The organism is Spirosoma arcticum (assembly GCF_054779955.1).
The window spans coordinates 39,591-63,530 of record NZ_BAAGXG010000018.1; the positions used below are offsets into that span (position 1 = coordinate 39,591).

The window sequence follows — 23,940 nt, forward strand, 5'->3', positions numbered from 1 at the left end:
CAGACAAAAACAAGTAAATCTATGCAATTTTTACCACATTCGTACAGGCTACTGTACCGAATTATGAGAATCACCGTCTGTCAGATGCTGCTCGTCCTGCTTTGCTCAGGCCTTACGCTGGCCCGTAACGCCCACGCGCAGGAACTGCTGACCCGCCGGGTAACGCTGCAGGTGAAGGAGCAGTCGGTTAAAACAATCCTGACCCGGTTGAGTAAGCTGACCCATGTACGGTTTACGTACAGCTCGGCGTTGATACGTGCCGAACGAAAAGTAACGATCAACGCTAGCAACATACCCCTGGGCGAGGTGCTGGACGAGTTGCTAAAACCCCTGAAAATTGATTACCGGGTCGATACGGATGAAGTAATTCTGAACCGCGCTCCCGCCGACGCTGTGCCCGACACCAATTCAGCCCAGACCGGTAGCTCCCCTGAAGCGGCAGACATTACCGTTTCGGGTACGGTTACCGACGAGCTGGGCGAAGGCCTGCCCGGCGTAAGTATCCTGGTGAAAGGCACGTCGCGAGGAATCACTACGGATCGAAAAGGGAGTTTTCAGATCAGCGTTCCCGCTAAAAATACGATACTGGTCTTTAGTTTCGTCGGTTACGAGAGCCAGGAAGTTACGGTAGGCAATCAGCCTGTCGTGAATGTCAGCCTGAAAAATGACATCAAAGCCTTGAATGAGGTAGTCGTTGTGGGATACGGCACGGTGAAGAAGACGGATTTGACCGGGTCTGTTTCGTCCATTACCAGTAAAGATATCGAAACGGTTCCTATTGCTACTACGGAACAAATTCTACAGGGCCGGGCCGCCGGGGTTGTGGTAACCCAGAACAGCTCCGAGCCAGGCTCAGGGGCCAGCATCCGTATCCGGGGAACCAACTCCATCGGCGCGGGTAATGAACCTCTGTTTGTGATCGACGGCTTTGCCGGGGCCGATAACCTGACTTCCATCAATCCCAATGATATCGACAACGTTGAAATCCTGAAAGATGCGTCAGCCACGGCTATTTATGGAGCCAGGGGTGCCAATGGTGTGGTGATTGTGACGACCAAACGCGGTAAAGCCGGTGCGCCCCGCATTGATTTCGAGATGTATACCGGTGGCCAGGAAATCCGCAAAAAGATAGGCCTCATGGACGCCTTTCAATATGCTACTTACCGCAACGAGATTCTCTACAACGACAGTGTTTACCGGCAAGCCACTACACCCGTCATTTACTTTGCCAAACCCGACCGGCTTGAGTACCTGAAAACCAATACTACCGACTGGCAGGACGCCTTGTATCGCCGGTCGGGTTTAAGCAATTATCAACTGTCGGTGAGTGGCGGTGACGACAAAACTCGTTACCTCATCAGCGGCAGTTATTACAATGAAAATGGGGTCGTTATCAATAGCGGTTTTAAGCGGGGAAGCCTCCGGGTGAACTTCGACAAAACCGTTAACCCCCGACTTAAATACGGCCTGACGTTGCTAGGTACCCGGACGTACACGAATCGGACCCAATCGGTTCAGCCGGGGTCAATTGTGGGGGGCGTTGTGCTGAACACGTTCCGGATTAACCCCGCCACACCTGTCTACAACCCCGACGGTACGTACAACCTGTATAATGTAGGGGCTGATAACGGCGAAATTGATCTGATTGGTAACGCCGTCGCCTACGCCGAGAAAGTAAAAGACGACACATACATCACGCGCATCAATGCCAACTGGTTTGGCGAATACGAAGTGATTAAAAACCTGAAGTTTCGGGTCAATCTGGGCGGGGATTTGTTCACCAGTGCGCGTGAAGCTTACATTCCCAGCGATATCTACGAAGGTACGAGAGACAACGGCACGGCCACCCGGGCTATCTCCAATCGGTATAGCTGGATCAACGAAAACTACCTGACGTATTTTTTGCCGTTCACCCAAACCACCGATCTGACGCTGTTGGCGGGTGCATCCTGGCAGTTGTTCAATCAGCGCGGGACCACCGCCATTGGTCGGAACTTCTTCACCAACACCTTTGAAGACAACAACCTGTCGGCTGCTACGGGGCAGGAAACCGCATCGTCGCAATCGCAGAACCAGATTCAGTCGTATTTTGTCCGGGCCAATTTCAAGCTGAACACAAAATACCTCTTCACCCTGACGGGTCGGCGCGATGGATCGAGCCGGTTCGGAGCCAATAATCGTTACGGCTACTTTCCTTCGGGTGCGTTTGCCTGGCGGGTTTCGGAAGAACCTTGGGTGAAAAATCTGGGTCTTTTCGATGATTTAAAAGTTAGGACCAGCTACGGGATCACGGGTAATCAGGAGATTCCAAACTATAATTCGACCGAAGCTTATTCCACACGTACCACGACCTATGGAGCGACGCGCCAGATTGGGGCGCAGCAATCCCGCTTCGACCAGCCTGATTTACGCTGGGAAAAAACGGCTTCGTTCGATGTAGGGCTGGATGTTTCCGTTCTGAAAAACCGGGTTAACTTAGTGATGGACTATTACTGGAAGAAAACCAGCGACCAGTTGCTCAATATCGAAACGCAGCGGGCTACGGGTTTTTCGTCGGTACTCATCAACGCGGGCAGTATCGAAAACCGGGGCTTCGAGTTCGCCCTCAACACGGTCAATATTGATACGCGGGAGGTAAAATGGACGACCAACGCAAACATCGCGTTCACGCGCAACGAGGTGCTGGATCTGAATGGCGAAAAAATCCGGTACGTCGGCGCGGTCAATGTAGCAGGTATCGGCAACGGCGGGTCCGGGGTGCTGATTCCCGGCGAATCGATTGGCTCGTTCTACGGTCTTACGTTCCTGGGTCTCTGGCAAACCCGCGAAGAAATAGCCGCCAGTTCGCTGACTGCCAACGAAAAGACCCGTTTTCGGCCCGGTGACCCAATTTTCAAGGATGTCAACAGCGACGGTAAAATTGATCTGAATGACCGGACGATTATTGGGCAGGCGCTTCCCAAATTCAACTACGGCATGACCAACACCGTTAGTTACAAAGGATTCAGCGTGAGTGCGTTTATCAACGGTGTGTACGGCAACAGCCTCCTGAACCTCAACCGAATCGATTTGGAAACGCAGGATAATTCGAACAAGAGCCTGCGGATGCTGGAACGCTGGAACGGCCCCGGCACCAGCAATACTGTACCCAGAGCGGGTAGCGGTGGGGTTCGGCGGCAGGTTTCGTCCGATTTGCTGGAAGATGGGTCGTTCCTGCGGATTAAGAACCTGACACTCGCTTATCAGGTAAGCGCGGCATCGGGCTTCATGCGCCGGTTGCGTCTTCGGAATCTGAAGGTGTATACAACGGGTACCAACCTGCTCACCTTTACCAGCTACACGGGCTACGACCCGGAGGTCAGCACATTTGCCGCGCAAAACAGCCTCGCCATGGGCATTGACTACGGCTCATATCCAACCATCAAATCGGTGATTGTGGGCCTGAAGTTAGGTCTGTAACCGGGTTTCCCTTATCTGAACTCAGCTAAAAATCGGTCCTGACCGAAGCATAAACCGTTTCTATTTTTATGAAAAGTACTACTAAATTCCTGCTTTTTCTCCCGCTCTTTCTGACCCTGGGAAGTTGTAAGGACTTTCTGGATGAGAAGGCGTTCGATTTTGTAACCTCGTCTAATTTTTTCCAGAATAAATCAGACGCCCAGGTAGCCGTCAACGGCATCTACTCGCAGCTCCAGCAAAATAATGCTTTTTATGGCCGCCGGGTATACATTCTGAATGATGTGTTCAGCGACGAAGCCAAAGCGTACGGGACCGGCGAACGACCTGATCTGGAGAATATGACCTACAATTCGGCCAACTCCGAAATCTTCAACTGGTACACGATCCTGTATCAAACCGTCAATCGGTGCAACAACATCGTCGAAAAGATTCCGGTAGTTCCAGTCAATACAACCTTTACGGAGGCTGAACACAACCGGATGATTGGGGAAGCCCGGTTCATTCGGGCGTTGATGTACTTTGAACTGGTTCGTTACTTTGGTGCAGTACCACTGGTAACCAAAGCCACGGCCAGCATCGAAGACAACAAAAACCTTCCTCGCAGCCCGGAAGCGGATGTGTATAAACAAATTATCGACGATTTGACCTTTGCCGAAGCGAACCTGGAGAAAGAAGCCGCCATCCCCAACAACTATAAAGGGCGGGCCAGTTCGGGGGCAGCAACGGGCCTGCTGGCGAAAGTCATTCTCACCAGAGCCTATCTGCCTTTTGGCACACCCGACGATTTCAAAACAGCACTGGCCAAACTCAATCAACTCATTAATTCGAAGGAATACGATTTGATGCCAACGTATCCGGAGGTGTTTGATGTGGCGAAGGAAACGGGCAAAGAACACCTCTTCGCCATCCAGTATGACTTTTCCCCGAATAATGTGAGTGACCTGATCGGGTACATTACCCCCACCCAAACCTCACCGGGGGTGTCGTATGGTAGTTTCGTGGTGGAGCGGCCGTTTTACGATGCGTTTCCCAACGACGATAAAATCCGGAAAGGCTGGAATTTCTACACCAAATTTCTCCGGCCGGACGGCACTGTTCTGGTCGATTATGGCGCTACCGGCAGGGACCCATTCGTTGCAAAATTCAGAGATCCGGGCCGTACCGCAGCCGTTGACCGGGTGAATTATTTCATTCTTCGCTATGCCGACATCCTGCTGCTTCAGTCTGAAGCCGCCAACCGGGTGAATGCGGCTGATCCGCTCAAATACGAAGGCATCAATAAAGTACGGGCCCGCGTACAGCTCCCCCCGGTTGCCTTGGAAGCTGATGCCGAAGCGTTTGAAAAACTCGTTCTCGACGAACGCCACTGGGAGTTGTGTTTTGAAGGACAGCGTCGGCACGACATCATCCGGGTCGGCAAGTTTGTCTCCATTTTGAAAGCAGCGGGCAAAACCTTTGCTGAAGAGAAACACCGGTATCTGCCCATTCCGGACGTAGAGCGGGGGCTAAATCCAAACCTGACACAGAATACCGGATTTTAAGTCTTCGCTCAGAACTGGCTTGCTTTCGTAACCCGTGAGGATACTGGCCACGAAAGCGAGCCGGAACACCTGAAAAACCGCAGAACATACTGACTCTATTCCCTGACTTATTTGGGGAAGCACCCTCGTCTTGCCTTTCCGAATCGCTGAAACTTCCTGAACCAATCAATTCCTTCCAGTTCCCCTATGCCTTGCGGGCGTAGCGTTCCCGGCATGAGCCACAACAATCCATCTTTCCTTATCCCAAAAACACAAAAAAATGAAGACTTCTCCCTGTAGTAAACTTATCGCTCCGCGCCTTACTATCAGTTTCCTGACAAACAGTCAGTTATCCGTCAGCCTTTACAAAGCGTTGCTGATCGCCTTTGCACTTTTTAGTAGCGTATCGACGCTCACCCAGGCGCAATCGCTCTCGGTGAGTATGCCCTTTCCCGGATTCAGGTCGTCGTTCATTACAGGAACACCACTTATTATTCAGGCTAACGCAACGGCGCCACCGGGCGAAACCATTGCCAAAGTCGAGTTTTTCCTGGCTACGTTCGCAACGGGACCAAAAACGACGACCAAACTGGGCGAAGACCTGACGGCTCCTTTTTCCTACACCTGGACGATTCCGGACGGGCAGATCTCCTACAATGAACTAAGCGTTAAGGTGACCAGCTCTACCGGGGCCACTGCCGTTCAGGGGGGGTCGGGCTACAACCGGGTAGACGTGTATGCGCCCGCTACCAACAGCAACAAGAAATACTATGTTAAAGAAGGTGCTACGGCGGGCAGCAATGGTTTGTCACCCGCTACGCCCTTTGCCACCATCCAGAGTGCCGTGGATCTGGTACAACCGGGCGACAGTGTTTTTGTGATGGCCGGGACCTATAGAAACAGCGGCACGGGCGATGCCGTCATCATCAGACGAACGGGAACGGCTGCCCATGGAATTGTCTTTACCAACTATCAGAATGACAAGCCCAAAATATCGTTTACTGGCTATCAGGGCTTCAATTTGATTCCAGGGTCGGCTTACATCACCATCCGGGGTTTCGATATAGAAGGCAATAATGCCAATATTACCTTGCCCGAAGCCACCACACAGCCCGGCAGTTGTGAAAATCCGGGAACGGCTTTACCGAAATACAATGGGAACGGAATCTCCGTCAGTGGGCGTACGGGTGGTAATTTTCGCCCTCACCACATTGTCATTGCGAATAACGTGGTTCATGATTGCGCCGGAGCGGGCATTTCGGCTATCGAGAGTGACTACATTACGGTTGAGAACAATACGGTTTATAACAATGCCTGGTACACCATCTTTGGCGCCAGTGGGATCAGTTTCCTCAATAGCTGGAACTACGACAATAATACGGACGCGCCCAGGATGATCATCCGCAACAACCGCTGCTATGGCAATCGCCTGTTTGTGAAGTGGAACAATAGCGGTGTATGTCAGGGTATTACGGATGGCAATGGCATTATTCTCGACAACAACAACGACCGCTTTGGTGCCAACCCACTGGGTGCGTACTCAGGTAAATTTCTGCTGGAAAATAATCTCACTTACCAAAATGGTGGTCGGGGCATCAATATCAACTACAGCAACAACACCTTTCTGATCAACAACACCAGTTACCAGAATGCGGCCAGTCCCGAAATTACATCTGAATTCGCGATGCGCTACTCCGACAATGCCCGACTATTTAACAACATCTTTTCCGGTCGCCCGGATAAACAGGCGGGCGTCATTGTCAATTCACTCAATTTATTGCAGGACAATAACCTGGTTTTTGGCAGCACCGGCCCAACTTCCTTCACAGGGGGGCAGAACCAGACGGGTGTAGACCCCCAGTTTGTGGATACCGCCAATGGCAATTTCCAGCTCGCCAGCTCGAGCCCGGCCATCAATGCTGGTAATTCGACACCGGGCCAGTATGCGGTTAAAGACATTCTTGGCGTAAACCGCCCACAGGGATCAGGAGTCGATATTGGGGCGTATGAATTTCAGGGAACGCCTACTCTTATCACCCAGCAACCCGCCAGTAGCTCAGTCGTTTGTGCGGGCACTCCTGTAAGTGTGTCGGTGAGCGTCGATGGACCGGTACAAACCTATCAGTGGTATAAAGACGGAAGCGTCCTGACGGGAATAACCTCAGCGACCACCGCTACGCTATCGCTCAGCGCCGTAGCCGCCAGCGATCAGGGTAGTTATTACGTAGTAGTCACCAGTTTCAACAGCCTCACATCGACCGCTTTCAACCTGACCGTCAATGCGCCACCTACGGTTGGTTTGTCTGGCAGTGGCACCATCAGTTGCCTCACCCCAACCGTTACCCTGACCGCTACGTCGGGGTCGGGCTCAAACTTTACCTATAATTTTAGCACCGGCGCTACCCAGCTTGACAATGGCAACACGGCTACGGTCTCTCAGGCAGGTACGTATTCGGTACTCGTCACTTCCGCCGACGGTTGCACCGCATCCGCTTCGGTCGAGGTATCGGGAACTTTGGTTACGCCCGATGCACCCGCCGTCAGCAGCGTAACGGTTACCCAGGGAGCGGGTAACGTAACCCTGACCGTCTCCAACTGTTCGGGTACGGTCAACTGGAACGGAACGGACGGAGCTACTTCCTTAGTCGTTTCCACCTCCGCTGTTGGCGAATTCGTCTACTCGGTGACCTGCAAAGTGGGCGTTTGTGTAAGTCCTGTTACCAGCGTAACCGTCAGCGTCACGGCACTTCCGGCCAGCCTGCGGGTTTACCATCGGGATGCCGACAATAATCAGTTGACGAATAACACGATTAGACCCTATCTGAACATATATAACGACGGCAGTACCGCCATTCCATACAGCGAACTCACCGTCCGATACTGGCTGACGGTGGAGAATTTTTCTCCCCTGTCGAACCTGTCGGTGTATTGGGCACAACTGGGTACGAGCAAGGTTAAGATGAAGTACGTGCCGCTGGCCCAACCGCGTCAGGGCGCATTGGGCTACGTGGAATATTCGTTCGATGCGTCGGCGGGGAGCTTGGCAGGCAACAGTAATTCAGGACAAATTCAGACGGGTGTGGGCAAACAGAACTGGACAAATTTCGCGGAATCAGACGACTATTCATTTACGCCAAACGGGTCTTACACACAAAACGACCGAATCACCATTTACCGCAACGGCACCCTGGTGGGCGGTGTTGAGCCAGCGGTAATTCCGGCGGTGACGACCCTGAAGGTGTACTCGGAAAACAAAAATGGTAACCCGAACAGCAACCAGATCAGTACTCATTTGAAGTTGGCCAACGAAGGCAACGTAGCGGTCGACTACAGTCAGCTAACGGTTCGCTACTGGTTCAGTTCGGAGGGCGACAAACCCTTGGTTTACACCCTCGACTACGCCGAATTGGGCAACAACATCCGAAGTCGATTTATCAAAGAGAACCGGGCGGGAACCGATACGTATCTGGAACTGAGTTTCGGGCCTGCGCTAAGTCAGCTAAATCCGCTGAGTTCAACGGGCATCATCCAGCAGCGGATTAACAAAAATGACTGGTCAACTTTCAACGAAGCCAATGATTTTTCGTATAAACCAGCGGGAGTGCTATCGGAAAACACCAAAATTACGGCCTACCTGAACGGATCGCTAATCTATGGGCAGGAGCCGCCGGTTCTCGCCGGTGCGCGTATCGGTAATGATGAGTTCGCTTCGGCGATGCAGGCCACGGTGCTGGGCAATCCGCTTGCAGAGGGGAGTGAGTCTGTCGACGTAGAGGTGCGTGGGGTAGAAGGGCAATCCCTTTGGGTATCGCTGACCGACGTGCAGGGTCGGCTTGTTTCCCGCCATCAGGTCGTAACGGCTGGCGTTGTGGAGCGTTGCCGACTGCCGATTGCGCAACAGCAGACGGGCATTTTTCTGGTACAGGTACGCACCCAGTGGGAGAAACAAACCATTAAAGTGCTGAAATAATGTAATCAAACAAGAATGGAACCGCACTGGTGCGGTTCCATTCTTGTTTGATTACGTAACGTTTTTCAGAAATTTAACCGGAAAATACTCAGTCAGGAATGAAAAAAGTACGTTTCCTTCTATTCTTTTTCATCGTTTTCAGTGTAGGAACAGAGGTTTGTGTGGCGCAAAAACTTTCCTCTAAAAACTATATTCTGTGGTATGATAAACCAGCCCCTGTTCTGCCCATTACGAATCTGGATTCGCTCAATGCCAAAACATTGGTTGAAGCCACTCCGCTGGACCCCGCTTGGGAAAACTGGTCACTCCCCATCGGAAACGGGTATATGGGGGCCTCGTTGTTTGGCCGGACGGTAACCGAACGGGTGCAACTGACCGAAAACAGTATGGCCGCAAAAAGTCTCTACGGTGGCGTAGGCTTGACTAATTTTGCCGAACTGTACCTGGATTTCAACCACAAAACGCCCCGAAAGTATAGCCGCCGTTTACGGCTCAACGATGCCGTGTCGACGGTAAAATACGAACAGGACGGGGTTATTTACGAGCGGGAATACATCGCCAGTTTTCCCGATAAAGTCCTCGTCATTCGATTAACGGCCAGCAAAAAAGGTAAACTTTCGTTTACGCTGCGACCTGAGATTCCCTATAAAAAACCGTTTGGTTCGTCCTCAAAAAACAATGGCCGCATGGGCAAAGTATCGGCTCAAAACGACCTCATCACGTTGTCGGGAAAGTTGGAACAACTCAATATTTTGTTTGAAGGCCAATTTAAGGTCATTCCGGCGGGCGGCACTCTGAAAGCCTACACGGATGCGGAGGGTGATAACGGAAAAATTGTGGTTACCGGAGCCGATGCGGCCCTTATCCTGGTGGCGGTGGGCACGAATTATAAATTAGACAGTTCCATTTTTGACGAACATACGAACGCCAGAAAGTTAGCCGATACAACCTCACCCCACCCTAAGGTAACGGCTATCATGAAAAAAGCCTCCGCTAAAACCTACGCTGAACTGCTGGCGGCTCACAAAAAAGATTACACGATGCTATTCTCAAGGGCTACCGTCGATTTTGGCGCAAAAGAGTCGCCGTTGACAACGGACGCGCTGTTAAAAAACTACAAAGCAGGAGTAATTGATCCGTATCTGGAAGAATTGTACTTTCAATATGGCCGTTATCTGCTCATTTGTTCGTCCCGCCCCGGTACGTTGCCGCCTAATCTTCAGGGCATCTGGAGCCAGTACGACATCACGCCCTGGACGGGCGGCTACTGGCACAACATCAACATACAGATGAATTACTGGCCCGTCTTTACAACCAATTTAACCGAGCTGTTTCAATCATTTGCCGATTATAACCTGGCTTATCGACGGGCCGCCACCAAAGGCGCGACGGACTACATCAGGAGGACGAATCCCAGTAAGCTGCTGGCGGGTGAAGGCGAAAATGGCTGGACCATCGGGACGGGGGCAAGTGCCTATAACATTTCAACGCCGGGAGTTCATTCGGGGCCGGGCACCGGCACGATGACCACAAAACTGTTCTGGGACTATTATGCGTTTACGGGTGATAAAAAAATCCTGAAAGATATTACTTATCCCGCCCTGTTGGGTATGTCCAAATTCTTAGCCAAAGTAGTGGTCGATACGGCGGGCGTACTCCTCACGTATCCGTCGTATTCCCCTGAGCAGCGGTGGCAGAAAGTAAAGGAACATTACAAAACAATGGGCAGTGCGTTTGACCAGCAAATGATCTACGAAAACCATCAGGACGTACTGAAAGCTGCTAAACAATTGGGCGATAACGACCCTTTTTTGTCCGTGATTCAGGCTCAGTTACCGAAGTTAGACCCGGTTCAGGTTGGCTGGTCGGGTCAGATTAAAGAATACCGGGAAGAAAATTACTACGGTGAAATCGGCGATTCTCAGCATCGCCATGCGTCGCAATTGGTTGGTCTGTATCCGGGTACGCTCATCAACTCGACTACCCCCGCCTGGCTGGATGCTGCCAAAAAAAGCTTGAACGGACGGGGCGACAAAGCAACGGGCTGGGGCATGGCGTTCAAGCTGAATCTTTGGGCACGAATTAAAGATGGAGAACGAGCCTATGCGTTGTACCGGACTCTTCTGCAAAAAGGAACGCTGGACAATTTATGGGATACCCATCCACCGTTTCAAATCGACGGCAATTTTGGCGGAACGGCGGGTGTGGCCGAAATGCTCCTGCAAAGCCACGAAGGGTTTATCGATCTGTTGCCCGCCCTGCCGCCCCAATGGAAAACCGGTTTTTATTCGGGTTTGTTGGCACGCGGAAATTTCGAGGTATCTGCACAATGGGCTGATGGCCAGGCCCAAAAGTTTACTATCAAATCCAATGCAGGCGGTATTTGCAAACTACGGTATCCAGATATTCAACAGGCCACCGTAAAAAATACGGCTGGCAATACCGTAGCTATCGTAACGAAAAAGCGGGATTTTACCGAGTTTGGCACCAAAGCGGGGGATATCTTCACCATCACGGCTATTCCGGTTTATAAAAAAGTAAGCAACCCGTCGAACCTGATTATCAAAGAGCAGCAGGATGAAAAAATCGTTATTCACTGGGATAAAAGTCCCGATGCAGTTGCCTACAACATCTATGCACACACTGGCAACTCACCGGATTATACCCTGATTCAACCGAACAGCACAGCGACAACCGCCGAGTACAAAGCCACAGCCATGAAAGCGGCTAAACACGGCATATTTAGGGTTACGGCTGTCGATAAGACCGGCCGGGAAAGTAGTGGCCTGACGGTGCAGGTGGTCTATAAATAGTAATTCTACTATGTTGCTAATCAGATTAATGGCTGTGGCGGTATTAATCCCGGCCCTGGCGATAAATGCCGTTGCCCAGCGTCCGGCCGGTCAGAAGGCCCGCACCGGCCGGTCCGCCGGTGCGGTACCGGCACCCCCGCCGGTGGGAGGCCGTTCGTTATTACCCAAAGATGCTCTGTTACGTAAATCTAACCTGCCTGCCGGGGCCACCATCGAGTTGGTCGGGGTGCAGGGCCAGCCGTTTGAGAAGGCGTATCACATCACGACCGGAAACGGCGGGTTCAATCTGAAAACGCCCATCGACTCCAGTCGGTCGGAAGGCCGCACCCCCGCCGGTGCGGTTCGGCAGGGAGATGTATTATTGCTTTCGTTTTACACCCGGTCGCTGCAAAGCCGACGCGAAACCGGCGAATCATTTCTGGAAATCCGGCTGGATCGGTTTCCGAATGGCAAATACGAATGGCCGCCACTCCTGGAGCGGGGTCTGTCGTTTGGCGGTGAGTGGACACGTACCCAGATTCCGTTTACGGCCAGCCGCACCGTGCTGCCGGGTGATCTGTCCTTGATTCTGCGCTGTAGCAACTCACCCCAGACGTTCGAACTGGCGGATCTCACCCTGCTGAATTACGGGCAGTCGGTTAGCATTGCCGGGTTGCCTCGCTCCGTCATTCACTACCCGGGCGACGCACCCGACGCTGCCTGGCGAAAACCCGCTGCCGACCGCATCGAAAAATACCGTAAAGGAAACCTGACGGTACAGGTCATGGATCAGAATGGGAAACCAGTAGCGGGGGCCGACGTAGCCGTCCGGTTGAAAAAGCATGATTTTGCCTGGGGGACGGCCACTTCGTCGCAACGGGTTCTGGATACGCTCGATGCCAATTCAGCTAAATACCGGGATGTACTACTCCGAAATTTTAACAAAGTGGTGCTGGAGAACGAGATGAAGGCCAAGAACTGGCCCCGCTTCAATCAGGCGCAGACCCAAAAAGGTGTTGCCTGGTTTCGGGTGCACGGCATTCCGGTACGGGGTCATGTGATGGTGTGGCCGTCGTGGCAGCACTCTCCGCATCTGACTGCTCTGAAGTCCGATACGGCTGCTTTACGGGCCACAATTTTACGGCAGATTGGCGAGCAGACAGCCGCTATGAAAGGGCAGTTTGTGGAGTGGGACGTAGTGAACGAGCCGTATGCGCACGATGATTTTCTGGAACTCCTCGGTCGGCCCGTCATGATCGACTGGTTTCGGGCGGCTCGTGCCGGTGCGCCCGGCGTAAAACTGTTCTTGAACGATTACACGATGTTTCAAGGGGAAGGCCCCGGCTCACCGAGCGAAAAATTCTATGAAAACGCGAAATATATCAAAGAAAGCGGGGCACCCATCGACGCCATTGGTGAGCAAGGCCATATTGGCGGTACGCCCCCCGGCATCGACTACGTGCTGTCCCGGCTCGACCGCTTTTCCGAACTGGGGATGCCCATTCAGATTACCGAATTCGATATTACCAGCGATGATGACGACTTCAAAGCCCGGTATCTGCACGACTTCATGACCGCTCTTTACAGCCATCCCGCCACGACCGGCCTGATTCAGTGGGGGTTCTGGGCGGGGCAGCACTGGATACCGGCTGCGGCTCTGTGGGACAAAAACTGGACCTTGCGGGCGCACGGGAAGGTCTATTCTGACCTGATTCATAAAACCTGGCATACTGAGGCTAACGGACGGACGGATGCCGATGGACGGTACACGATTCGGGGGTTCAACGGCGACTACGAGGTAGTGGTGAAGCAAGGTGGTACCGAAATTTTCCGACAGACGAGTCTCTCCAGTCAGGGGCAGACGCTCGCAGTGAAAGTGACGCAGTAATCTCAATGATTATGCCAATGCAACGATGAAACGGGTAACGACAATGTCCCTGTGCCGGTTGATTACTTCTATAAACTTCACCCAATGAACACGCTTTTTTTTTGACTACTATTTAACGTGAATCATGGATAAAGGCGTTCTTCGACAGGCATAATGATCGAGGGCTTCATGTACTTTCTGTAAAGGCCTCATACAGCGCTGGGAAAACATTAGTTATTGCAGATGATGGTACAAATTACTAGCTGACGAATGCCACAAACCAATCTTCAAGTCCTGACTCCAAAATCAGTTGACGTTCGTAAGGATCTTCCAAAAGCAGAATCGACTGGTTTCTAAACGATTTTAATGGCTTATTTTTAAGCCATTGCTTCAACAGTCTCAACACAAATTCTTCTACACGGTACCATTTTTTCTCATTTTTCAATTTTCGTTCAATTGATCTGATTTCATAGTACAAATAATCTCGGTTGTCTAGCGCAACGTGAATCATCAGGTTCATCAACCGGCAACTGATATACAAAATGTGGCTGAGTGAACGAGTTGGCCGGTTTAATATTTGATTGATAACAACCAGCGCCCCTGCGTAGTCACCCTGGCAATAATGAATACGGGCTATTGTCAAGTTTAATTGTACCTGAATTTGAATGGGTAAACGGGGCATTCCCCGCTTTAACACGTCGCGATGTTCGTTATAGATTTGTAAAGCAGCGTGGTGGTTACCCTGATTTACCGCAATGTGAAGCCGGTGTTCTAAGATCTGGTAGGTAACGCTTAACAGCAAACTCTCCGAAGGCATGGACACGTTTCGTAACCGCTCTAAGAAATAGTCCATTTTGTCGTATTGCTCCGTTCCGCGAAGGGTCTGTAAGATGTCATTTAACAAGTGAATGTAGTAGACAGGACGATCCGCCCAAAGCTGAACGTGACGCTGGAACAAATCATCCAATTCATGCAAAACCCGCAAACTACCCTCCGGGTCATCCGTCATCAGAAAATAAGTCGACTGAAAATGCAAGTGAAGTTGCTTCGACTCAAATGACTCTAAGCGCTGGCTATTGATGACTTGATGCTCTTCCAACAGCAGATCATTCAGGCGAACACTTTCCTGCAAACTGCGAACTCCTCCCGTTTTCCAATATCGCAACAGCAACACTTCATACAGTGATGCATGTTGCAATACCGTGATTTCGTGCTCCAGCAACTCCCGAATTCTTTCCTGTTTTTCGATCAATTTGAACTCATCCCAGCCCCCAAACTGCTGACGGATAACAAACTGAAGTTCTTGACGAGCAGCCATGATGTAGAACAAGAATTTTTCATGCTTTAGGGAGAGAGTTTTTGCTTTTTCAAGCTGTTCAAAACTAACGTCGATCAGGCCCCGGTTGAATAAAATCAAGCTATCCTGAATCAGATTCATCAGCCTTTCTTCAACGGATTTATCGGACTCAAACTGCCGCAGACTTCTCATCAAAACCTGATACAGGTGTTTCCGGGCTGGTTCCAGCGTTGTTGCCGGAAACAGGGTGTTCAACTCCTGCTTCAAATTCTCAGTAAACAATTCATGATGTTCCAAGCAGTCGAATAAACGCAGATAGGCTTTGTCTCCCTGTTGTAAAGTAGTTGTCAATCGGAAATACCGCTTCTCGGATTTCGTCAAGGATTGAACCAGCGGATGCAAAACAGAAATGGGAAGCATAGGAAAAGCTAAAATATATAATCTTTAAAAGGTAAAAGCGTCAAAACAGCTAATTTAACCATTATAAACCACTAATGATAGCCAATAGCATTAGTTAAAATAAAGTTAATGTGGAATAAAAGTATAATTTATTGCAGATATTTTTGTCCTTCTTATATAAAGCCAACTCAAATGCTCTCCTCTACACAAATTTGCGTTGTTGGTAGCTCGAATACCGATATGGTTGTAAAAGCCGAAAAACTACCTGCTCCGGGCGAGACGGTTATGGGTGGAAAATTTTTGATGAATCCTGGCGGGAAAGGAGCGAACCAGGCTGTTGCTGCGGCCAGGTTGGGCGGCCAGGTGGTTCTGGCGGCCAAAGTGGGAAACGATGTTTTTGGCAAACAGGCCATTCAGCAGTTCCAGCGGGAAAAAATAAATCCTAAATACATTACCACAGACAGTGAATTCCCGTCGGGCGTGGCCCTCATTAATGTTGATGCCAAAGGGGAGAATTGCATTACAGTTGCACCCGGTTCCAATAGCCGGTTGAAACCTGAGGATGTGGAGTTGATTCTGGACGATCTCAGTTCGTCATCTATCGTGCTTCTTCAATTGGAAATACCCCTACCCACCGTCAACTATGTAATTCGGCGCAGTTTCCAAAAGGGCTTACGCGTGATTCTGAATCCGGCTCCGGCCCAGCAACTCCCGACCGATTTATTCGACTGTTTACACCTGATTACGCCCAACGAAACCGAAGCCGAGCTGCTGACCGGAATTCGGGTGATGGATTTATCAACTGCTAAAAAAGCCGCCCAGTACCTTCGGGCAAAAGGGGTTCGCAATGTCATCATTACTTTAGGAGCCAAGGGAGCTTATTTGCATACCGATACGGTTTCGGCTTTAATTCCGGCCCCGCCCGTTACGGCCGTGGATACGACAGCGGCCGGCGATTGTTTTAACGGTGCCCTAGCCGTGGCGTTGGCCGAAGATCAGCCGCTTGAACAAGCGGTCGCGTTTGCCTGCAAAGCCGCTTCCATTTGCGTTACCCGGATGGGCGCTCAGGCTTCGTTGCCGCACCGCCGGGAAGTAAACAGCCTGCCCCTGATCAATCATACTCCTTATCCTGCCAATTCCTGATTGCCTGACCCATAACTCCTAAACGCTATGTTTATTATTCCAACGTACACCTTAGCCGTAGTGTTCTGCGTCATTACCATGCTCTGTTGGGGATCATGGGCAAATACGCAGAAACTGGCCGCAGGCCACTGGCGTTTCGAGCTGTTTTACTGGGATTATGTCCTGGGTATTTTCGGGCTGGCGATCCTTTCGGCTTTCACGTTGGGCAGCAACGGAACCGGTGGCCGGTCCTTTTTGGTAGACGTTGCCCAGGCTGATCAAAGCAACCTTTTCCTGGCTATCCTCGGTGGAATTGTGTTCAATGCCTCCAATATTCTGCTGGGAGCGGCTATCTCCATTGCTGGCATGGCGGTGGCCTTTCCGGTAGGCGTCGGGCTGGCGCTGGTCATTGGGGTCATTGTCAATTACCTGGACGCGCCCGTGGGTAATGCGACGATTCTGTTCGGGGGTGTTGGGCTGATTGTTTTGGCTATTATTCTGAATGCCAATGCGTACCGAAAAAGCTCGGATAAGACAACGGGCGTATCGACCAAAGGGCTAACGCTGGCAATTGTCAGCGGTTGTCTGATGGGATTGTTCTATAAATACGTGGCGCAGTCGATGTTTCCGGATTTCAACACACCTGAATCCGGCAAGCTCAGTCCGTATACCGCCGTCGTCTTTTTTTCAATCGGAGTTTTAGCCAGTAATCTAATTTTCAATACCCTGTTGATGCTGCGGCCCTTCGTGGGTCAACCGGTTGGCTATGCCGATTATTTCCGGGGTGGACTACGCAACCACCTGATGGGGGTATTGGGGGGTATCATCTGGTGTATCGGTCTGTCGTTCAGCATCATTGCCTCCGATCAGGCGGGTCCGGCCATTTCGTATGGATTGGGGCAGGGAGCCACCGTGGTGGCCGCTATCTGGGGCATTTACGTTTGGCGGGAGTTTCGCCATGCCTCCAAGAGTACGTACCGAATTCTGAATGTCATGCTGGTCTGCTACGTCATTGGCTTAAGTCTGCTGATTATCGCGCGTTAGCCATTAAAAGCAAAACTATCCCGTCTGAGCCGCAGACAAAACCGGCTAAATAACGACGTATGATTCTCCGGTTTCTCTGAAAAAAGAGCCGCCAACTGGCGGAGTAGTTCGTACGTCCTAACAACCTCAAAAAACGCGTAAACCCTCTAATCTTCCATCAAATGAACCCATCTCAACCAGTCAAAGCCTTTCATTTCCTTTTGGGAATCGGGCTTTTTAGTCAACTGCTGTGCCTGACACCGGCCTGGGCATCCGGGCCATTCCTTACTTCACCAACAGCCGGGCTGGTTGCTAAACCGCTCAACCAGATTCAGGTGAGCGGTCGGGTGACGGGCGATAAAGGAGAAGCTATTCCTGGCGTCAGTGTCTTAGTGAAAGGCTCAACTCGCGGAACAACCACCGATGTAGACGGTGCATACCGCCTGGACATCTCCGATGGAAGTGCGACACTGGTTTTTTCCTTTGTCGGCTATTTATCGCAGGAAGTAGTTGTTGGCAATCGTATAGCAGTCGATGTTCAACTGGCTCCCGATGAAAAAGCCCTCAGTGAAGTCGTCGTGGTAGGCTATTCGACGATTAAAAAAGAATCATTGACCGGGGCCGTATCGGCTATAAAAGGTCCTGAACTTATCAAGCGAACGACTTCCAATGTGCAGCAGGCATTGCAGGGCCAAATACCGGGTTTAACGGTATTGGATCAGGGCGCCGGTCCTGGCAAAGCCAACATGGTGATGCGTATCCGGGGAATCACGACGCTGGGAGCCAATGAACCACTGGTGATTGTTGACGGTATTGAACAGCGGCTAAGCGACATCAATCCATTGGATATTGAGTCTGTGTCGGTCTTAAAAGATGCGTCTTCGACTGCTATTTATGGTTCACGGGCAGCCAATGGTGTTATATTGCTCACCACTAAACGAGCGGTAAGCGGGAAAATAGCTATCTCCTACAACGGTTATTATGCGCTGCAAAAGTCTAACAACAATCCTGTACACATGGGACTGGAAGATTATCTGCGGCTGCAACAGGTTGCCTGGACCAACTCGACCGGCGGACCGGGCTTATTCACCAACGCCTATATTCAGGAATACGTCAATGCCACCGACCGGCTGAAGTATCCCTTGCCCAATGTCTGGTACGATGAAGTGTTGCGTACTGCACCTCAGATTAACCATTCCTTATCCGTCAGCGGAGGAAACGAAACCATCCGGGCCTTGCTGAGTGTACGGTATCAGGATCAGCAGGGAATTATCGCCAATTCCGGATCAAAGATTGGCGAAATCCGGTTGAACACGGATTATAAACTTTCGCCTAAACTGAAATTCGGAACCGATATCAATTACCGCTCGAACAACCTGCTTTCGCCCATCAATGAAAATGACGTCTTCAATAAGATGCTCCAAACGTCGCAATGGACGGTGCCGCGCTATCCGGACGGTACCTATGGCATCAGTTCCGACGGCTATAACCCATTGTTGTCGGCGGAAGTGGCCGGCACGGCACGGACGCTGGATGAATATCTTTTCGGGAATTTCAAGGGTGAATGGCAAATACTGAAAGGCTTGACGTTCACGACCCAACTGGGTGCCCGCATCAACCTGATTACCGGAAAGAATTATGCCAACAGCTATGAAGTACGGGATTATTACAACCCTACGGTTATCCGGAAAAACGTGCCGCTCAACAGCCTGACCGAATCCAGAAATGACGTTCGTGAAGTTACCATCAATAACCTCCTCAACTATAACACCAGCCTGGGCAGTCACACCTTTAACGTGCTGGCCGGCTATTCGCAGATTGAAAACAAAGGCCGGTCCTTAAGTGGCTTTCGCCAGGGTTTCTACAGCAATGACCTTCAGTCGATTGGATCAGGCACGAACGACGCCACTAAAAACAACGGGGGCGTTGAATATACCTGGGGACTGCGTTCGTATTTCGGGCGGGTCAACTACACTTATAAGGATAAATACCTGTTTGAAGCCAACGGTCGCTACGACGGTTCCTCGCGGTTTTTGTCCAAAAACCGCTACAGCTTTTTCCCATCCGTATCGGCGGGCTGGCGTATTTCAGAAGAGCAGTTCTGGGGTGATTTAGGCCAATACGTCGGTGAGCTGAAACTAAGAGGCTCTTGGGGGAAAACCGGTAATCAGGCCGTCGATCTTTACAGTGGTTTGGCGACGTTAAGTTCGGGCGTCTATTCATTCAATGGCTTGCCGGCCCAAACGTTTCAGCAAACCCGGATTGCCAATCAGAATCTGACGTGGGAAACAACAACCCAATCCAACATTGGACTTGATGCCCAGTTTTTTAACAACCGGCTTTCATTGAGTGTCGATTATTACAACAAAAAAACCGATGATATCCTGCTGACGCTGCCGGTACCGGGTACACTCGGTTTGCTGCCTGCTCCCCAAAATGCCGGTCGGGTCGACAATAGAGGCTGGGAGTTCGCCGTCGGAGCGCGTAACAAGTTTGGGGAATTCGGCATCGATGCCAGCTTGAACTTTAATATTAATCACAACAATGTTGTCAATCTGGCGGGAACCGGCCCCTACATCACGGGCGGCAACGAAACGCGCTACATTACGGCGGAAGGCTATCCGATCAACTCCTTTTGGGGTTACAAAACCGCTGGTTTGTTTCAGACTGCCGAAGAAATCAAGAACTACCCCACCATGCGAACCGGCGTCATGCCGGGGGATGTGAAATTTCTGGATTTGAACAACGACGGTAAAATCAGCCCCGCCGACATGACGTATCTGGGGCAAAGCTTCCCGGTTTATACCTTTGGTTCGAGTCTGAATTTTACGTACAAAGGTTTCTCGCTGAATATGCTTTTCCAGGGTGTTGCCGAACAGAAAGCCCGGATTGGCGGAGCCCTGATTGAAATGGGAATCTGGGGCGGCTTTACCCACAAAGTGATTACCGATAATTACTGGACTCCGGAAAACCCCAGCGCCCGCTTTCCGAGGCCGCTTAAATACGATCTTCGCAATTTTGTGATGGCCGACCGGGACCTGATGAATGGCGCGTATCTGCGCCTGAAAAATATTCAGTTGATGTATCAGATTCCTGCTGCGCTCACTCGGAAAGTAGGCATTGGACGGGCGAGCGTGTATATCGCGACCACCAATCTGTTGACTTTTTCGGCTCTGAACGAATGGAACGTGGACCCCGAAACCGTGCCGGGTGGTCGCACGGAACGATACCCGCAAACAGCTTTATCCACCCTGGGCGTCAATATCCAGCTTTAATTTTTCTGTTCACTCCAACCGCAGAATCCGATGAAAACGATAAAAACTCTTTTCTTCCTATTTATCGCGTCCGGTATTTTTTCTGGCTGCAACGAAGACTTATTGGAAACGATTCCGAATGACCGGGTCTCCTCCGAAATTTATTGGAGAACGGAGAAAGACGCCATTCTGGCCACCAATGCGGTCTATACGTATCTGGAAAGTGCCGCTAACTATACCAACTGGGATGCCATGTCGGACATCGGTCACGTAACGCTCATGTGGCGCGAAGAATCCGTAATTGAGAAAGGGGCTTATGACGCCACTTACGCCAAAATCCTAAACGAATGGAACGATGCCTACAAAGGAATTCAGGCCGCCAACGCGTTGCTGGCAAATGTTGACAAAATAACAACCACAAACAAAGAGCTGATCAACCGGTTGACGGGCGAAGTACGAACGCTCCGGGCTTATTTTTACATTAAACTGGCTACGCTGTACGGCGATGTGCCGCTCATTACAGCCCCCCTGAGTGTGGAAGAAAGCCGGCTGCTGACCCGAACCCCGGTAACGCAGGTCTGGGATTTTATCAACAAGGAATTTGCGGAAGCTGCGGCATTACTGCCCACTGCGCAATCCGAAAAAGGCCGGATCACCAAAGGGGCGGCTTTAGCCCTGAACGCCCGGGCGATGCTGTATGCCGGTCGGTATAAAGAAGCGGCTGCTGCGGCTAAGCAGGTCATGGATTTAAACGTATACAGCCTGTATCCTTCCTACGAAAACTTGTTCACTTATGCCGCAGAGAACAACGCGGAGGTAATTTTCGACAAGCAGCACGTCAAAGATATTCAGGCCAACAACATTTTTAGTCTGACGACGCCGAACAGTGTATTTCCTCAAGTCAATAGTTTTGTGCCTACCAAACAAGCCGTAGATGCCTACAAAATGACCAATGGAAAAGATATCACCGACCCAACCAGCGGCTTTAACCCGAAAGATCCGTATGCCAACCGCGATCCCCGGTTGCGACATTCTATATATGTTCTGGGGTCGGAATTGCCGAACGGCAAAAAGTTTGATTCCAGACCGGGAAGCGGTACGGGCGACGCCATCGGTAATTCTGAAAACTCGACCGGAACCGGTTTTAATACCCGGAAATACCTCAACAAAGATGACTTGCAACAGCCTAATAACAGTGGTATCAACCTGATTTTGATGCGCTACGCGGAGGTGTTACTGATCTATGCCGAAGCTAAAATTGAAGCGGGGGACATCGATCAGAGTGTGCTGGATGCGATCAATAAAGTACGGAGTCGGCCGGATGTGATGATGCCCGCAATCAACAAACTGGGCTCACAGGCCGAACTTCGGACGATAATCCGTGAAGAACGTCAGGTAGAACTGGCGTTTGAGGGCTTGCGGTATTTCGACATCCGGCGCTGGCGGATTGCGGAAACGGTGGTTCCCGGCGTACTGTTGGGAATGACGTATGCTGATCAGACCGGCGAATTGAAAACCATTTCATTACCGGCTTTTGTGAAGGTATTCAACAAAAACCGGGACTATCTGTGGCCTATTCCGCAACGGGAAATTGAACTTACCCCTACCTTAACGCAGAATCCAAACTGGTAACTTCTAACCAGGTTTTACTCCATGAAAAAAGTAATTCTATTATCCCTTGGCCTGTTCGCTTTAGCGGCATTTCAACGGCCAAAACCAGCACCTGCGCTCAAAGCCGTCACGATGTCAAAGGCGGCGTTGCAGAATAAAATCAAAGGTGGCTGGGCGGGTCAGGTGATTGGCTGCACGTTTGGTGGCCCAACGGAGTTCAAGTTCAACGGTACGATGATCAACGATTATCAGACTATACCGTGGTACGATGGCTACATCAAACATACGATGATCAATAATCCTGGTTTGTACGATGATTTGTATATGGACCTGACGTTTGTCGATGTGTTTGAAAAAGAAGGACTCGATGCAGCCACGGAAGCACATGCCAAAGCGTACGCTAATGCTGAATACATGCTCTGGCACGCCAATCAGGCCGGTCGGTATAACATTCTAAACGGCATGAAAGCGCCCGAATCGGGCCACTGGCTCAACAATCCCCATGCCGACGACATTGATTTCCAGATTGAAGCTGACTTCTCGGGCTTGATGGCACCGGGTATGCCCAACACGGCGGCCCAAATCGGTGACGGCATCGGCCACATCATGAACTACGGCGATGGCTGGTACGGCGGGGTGTATGTGGGTGCCCTGTATTCGCTGGCGTTCGTTTCGACCGACGTTAACTACGTGGTAAAAGAAGCATTGAAAACGATTCCCGCCCAAAGCACTTTCTATCAATGCATTGCGGATGTGATCAAGTGGCACGCGAAGTATCCGAACGACTGGAAACAAACCTGGTTCGAAACCCAGCGTAAATGGGCCGACGAAGTGGGCTGTCCTGACGGCGTACACGTTCCCTTCAACATCGATGCGAAAGTCAATGCGGCATACATCGTGATTGGACTACTATACGGGGGGGGCGATTTTACCAAAACGATGGAAATCAGTACGCGCTGCGGTCAGGATTCAGATTGCAACCCCTCGTCGGCGGGTGGTATTTTGGGTACGATGGTGGGGTACGATAAAATACCCGCGCACTGGACAATGGGCCTGGAGGAAGCCGAGGATATTGATTTCAAATACACCACGATGTCGCTGAACGATGTTTACCAACTGGGTCTCAAACATGCCTTGCAGGTCGTGCAACGGAATGGCGGGCAAGTGTCGGGTGATAACGTCAGCATTGCTGTTCAGACCCCGAAAGCGGTGCGGTTGGAGCAGGCATTTATGGGTCATTTCCCAACGGGGAAAAAGGCTGTTCAGAAAGAGCTGACTGATGAGTACACCTTAGATTTTGACGGTGTCGGCTTCGTACTAATGGGTCAGGCCACTACGGCCACGCCGACTGCTACGCGGGAACGGTCAAATACGGACTTTGTTTTCATTGCTGAACTGTTTGTGGACGGCAAACGGGTTGAAACGGCCAAATTACCCATCAGCTTCACCCTGCGCCGTCATGAATTGTTCTGGAAATACCAGTTAGCGAAAGGTAAACACACGATACGGGTCAAAGTGCTTAACCCCAATCCGGAGTACACCATCCGCATGACGAATCTGATCACGTACGATAATAAACCGATTAGGGCGAATACGTAGCGGAGAAAGGAACAGATGCCCCCTCAT

At 51.0% G+C, this 23,940-nt stretch carries 11 protein-coding genes; 10 read left to right on the forward strand and 1 reads right to left on the reverse strand.

The genetic code is table 11. The annotated features are described in order from the left end of the window. Positions 1–63: 63 nt before the first annotated feature. The 5 genes from ACYVHB_RS27460 to ACYVHB_RS27480 all read left to right on the forward strand — a co-directional run bounded on the left by ACYVHB_RS27460 (position 64) and on the right by ACYVHB_RS27480 (position 13,629). Complete coding sequence (locus tag ACYVHB_RS27460; protein WP_461055094.1) at positions 64–3,459, forward strand: SusC/RagA family TonB-linked outer membrane protein; 3,396 nt, start codon at positions 64–66, stop codon at positions 3,457–3,459. Positions 3,460–3,527: 68 nt separating this feature from the next. After that, positions 3,528–5,000: a RagB/SusD family nutrient uptake outer membrane protein gene (locus ACYVHB_RS27465; RefSeq protein WP_461055095.1), complete on the forward strand. Its 1,473-nt coding sequence runs from the start codon at positions 3,528–3,530 to the stop codon at positions 4,998–5,000. Positions 5,001–5,259: 259 nt separating this feature from the next. Then, the gene (locus ACYVHB_RS27470; protein WP_461055096.1) at positions 5,260–8,949 is read left to right on the forward strand and encodes a cellulose binding domain-containing protein; all 3,690 of its coding nucleotides are present in this window, start codon (positions 5,260–5,262) and stop codon (positions 8,947–8,949) included. 161 nt (positions 8,950–9,110) lie between these two features. After that, complete coding sequence (locus ACYVHB_RS27475) at positions 9,111–11,762, forward strand: glycosyl hydrolase family 95 catalytic domain-containing protein (RefSeq protein ID WP_461055097.1); 2,652 nt, start codon at positions 9,111–9,113, stop codon at positions 11,760–11,762. 34 nt (positions 11,763–11,796) lie between these two features. Then, positions 11,797–13,629, forward strand: coding sequence for an endo-1,4-beta-xylanase (locus tag ACYVHB_RS27480; RefSeq protein ID WP_461055098.1), 1,833 nt, complete (start codon positions 11,797–11,799; stop codon positions 13,627–13,629). 238 nt (positions 13,630–13,867) lie between these two features. On the opposite strand, the gene ACYVHB_RS27485 is transcribed toward ACYVHB_RS27480, so the two are convergent. Beyond that, positions 13,868–15,325 carry a hypothetical protein gene (locus ACYVHB_RS27485; protein WP_461055099.1) on the reverse strand — a complete coding sequence of 486 codons (1,458 nt, stop codon included), beginning with the start codon at positions 15,323–15,325 and terminating at the stop codon, positions 13,868–13,870. A gap of 171 nt (positions 15,326–15,496) precedes the next feature. Between ACYVHB_RS27485 and rbsK the strand changes: the two genes are divergently transcribed. The 5 genes from rbsK (at position 15,497) to ACYVHB_RS27510 (ending at position 23,913) form a co-directional block, all read left to right on the forward strand. Next, entirely contained in the window at positions 15,497–16,447 is a 951-nt protein-coding gene (gene rbsK, locus ACYVHB_RS27490) for a ribokinase (RefSeq protein WP_461055100.1), read from the forward strand. 27 nt (positions 16,448–16,474) lie between these two features. Further along, on the forward strand, positions 16,475–17,470 hold the full coding sequence (locus ACYVHB_RS27495) for a GRP family sugar transporter (protein ID WP_461055101.1): 996 nt from the start codon (positions 16,475–16,477) through the stop codon (positions 17,468–17,470). Between the two features lie 161 nt (positions 17,471–17,631). Next, positions 17,632–20,724 (forward strand): SusC/RagA family TonB-linked outer membrane protein, encoded by a 3,093-nt coding sequence (locus tag ACYVHB_RS27500; protein WP_461055102.1) that lies wholly within the window; start codon positions 17,632–17,634, stop codon positions 20,722–20,724. A 30-nt stretch (positions 20,725–20,754) separates the two neighbouring features. Then, positions 20,755–22,335 (forward strand): RagB/SusD family nutrient uptake outer membrane protein, encoded by a 1,581-nt coding sequence (locus ACYVHB_RS27505; protein WP_461055103.1) that lies wholly within the window; start codon positions 20,755–20,757, stop codon positions 22,333–22,335. 21 nt (positions 22,336–22,356) lie between these two features. Next, a complete protein-coding gene (locus ACYVHB_RS27510; RefSeq protein ID WP_461055104.1) occupies positions 22,357–23,913 on the forward strand; it encodes an ADP-ribosylglycohydrolase family protein in 1,557 nt (518 codons plus the stop codon). The last annotated feature ends 27 nt before the right edge of the window (positions 23,914–23,940 follow it).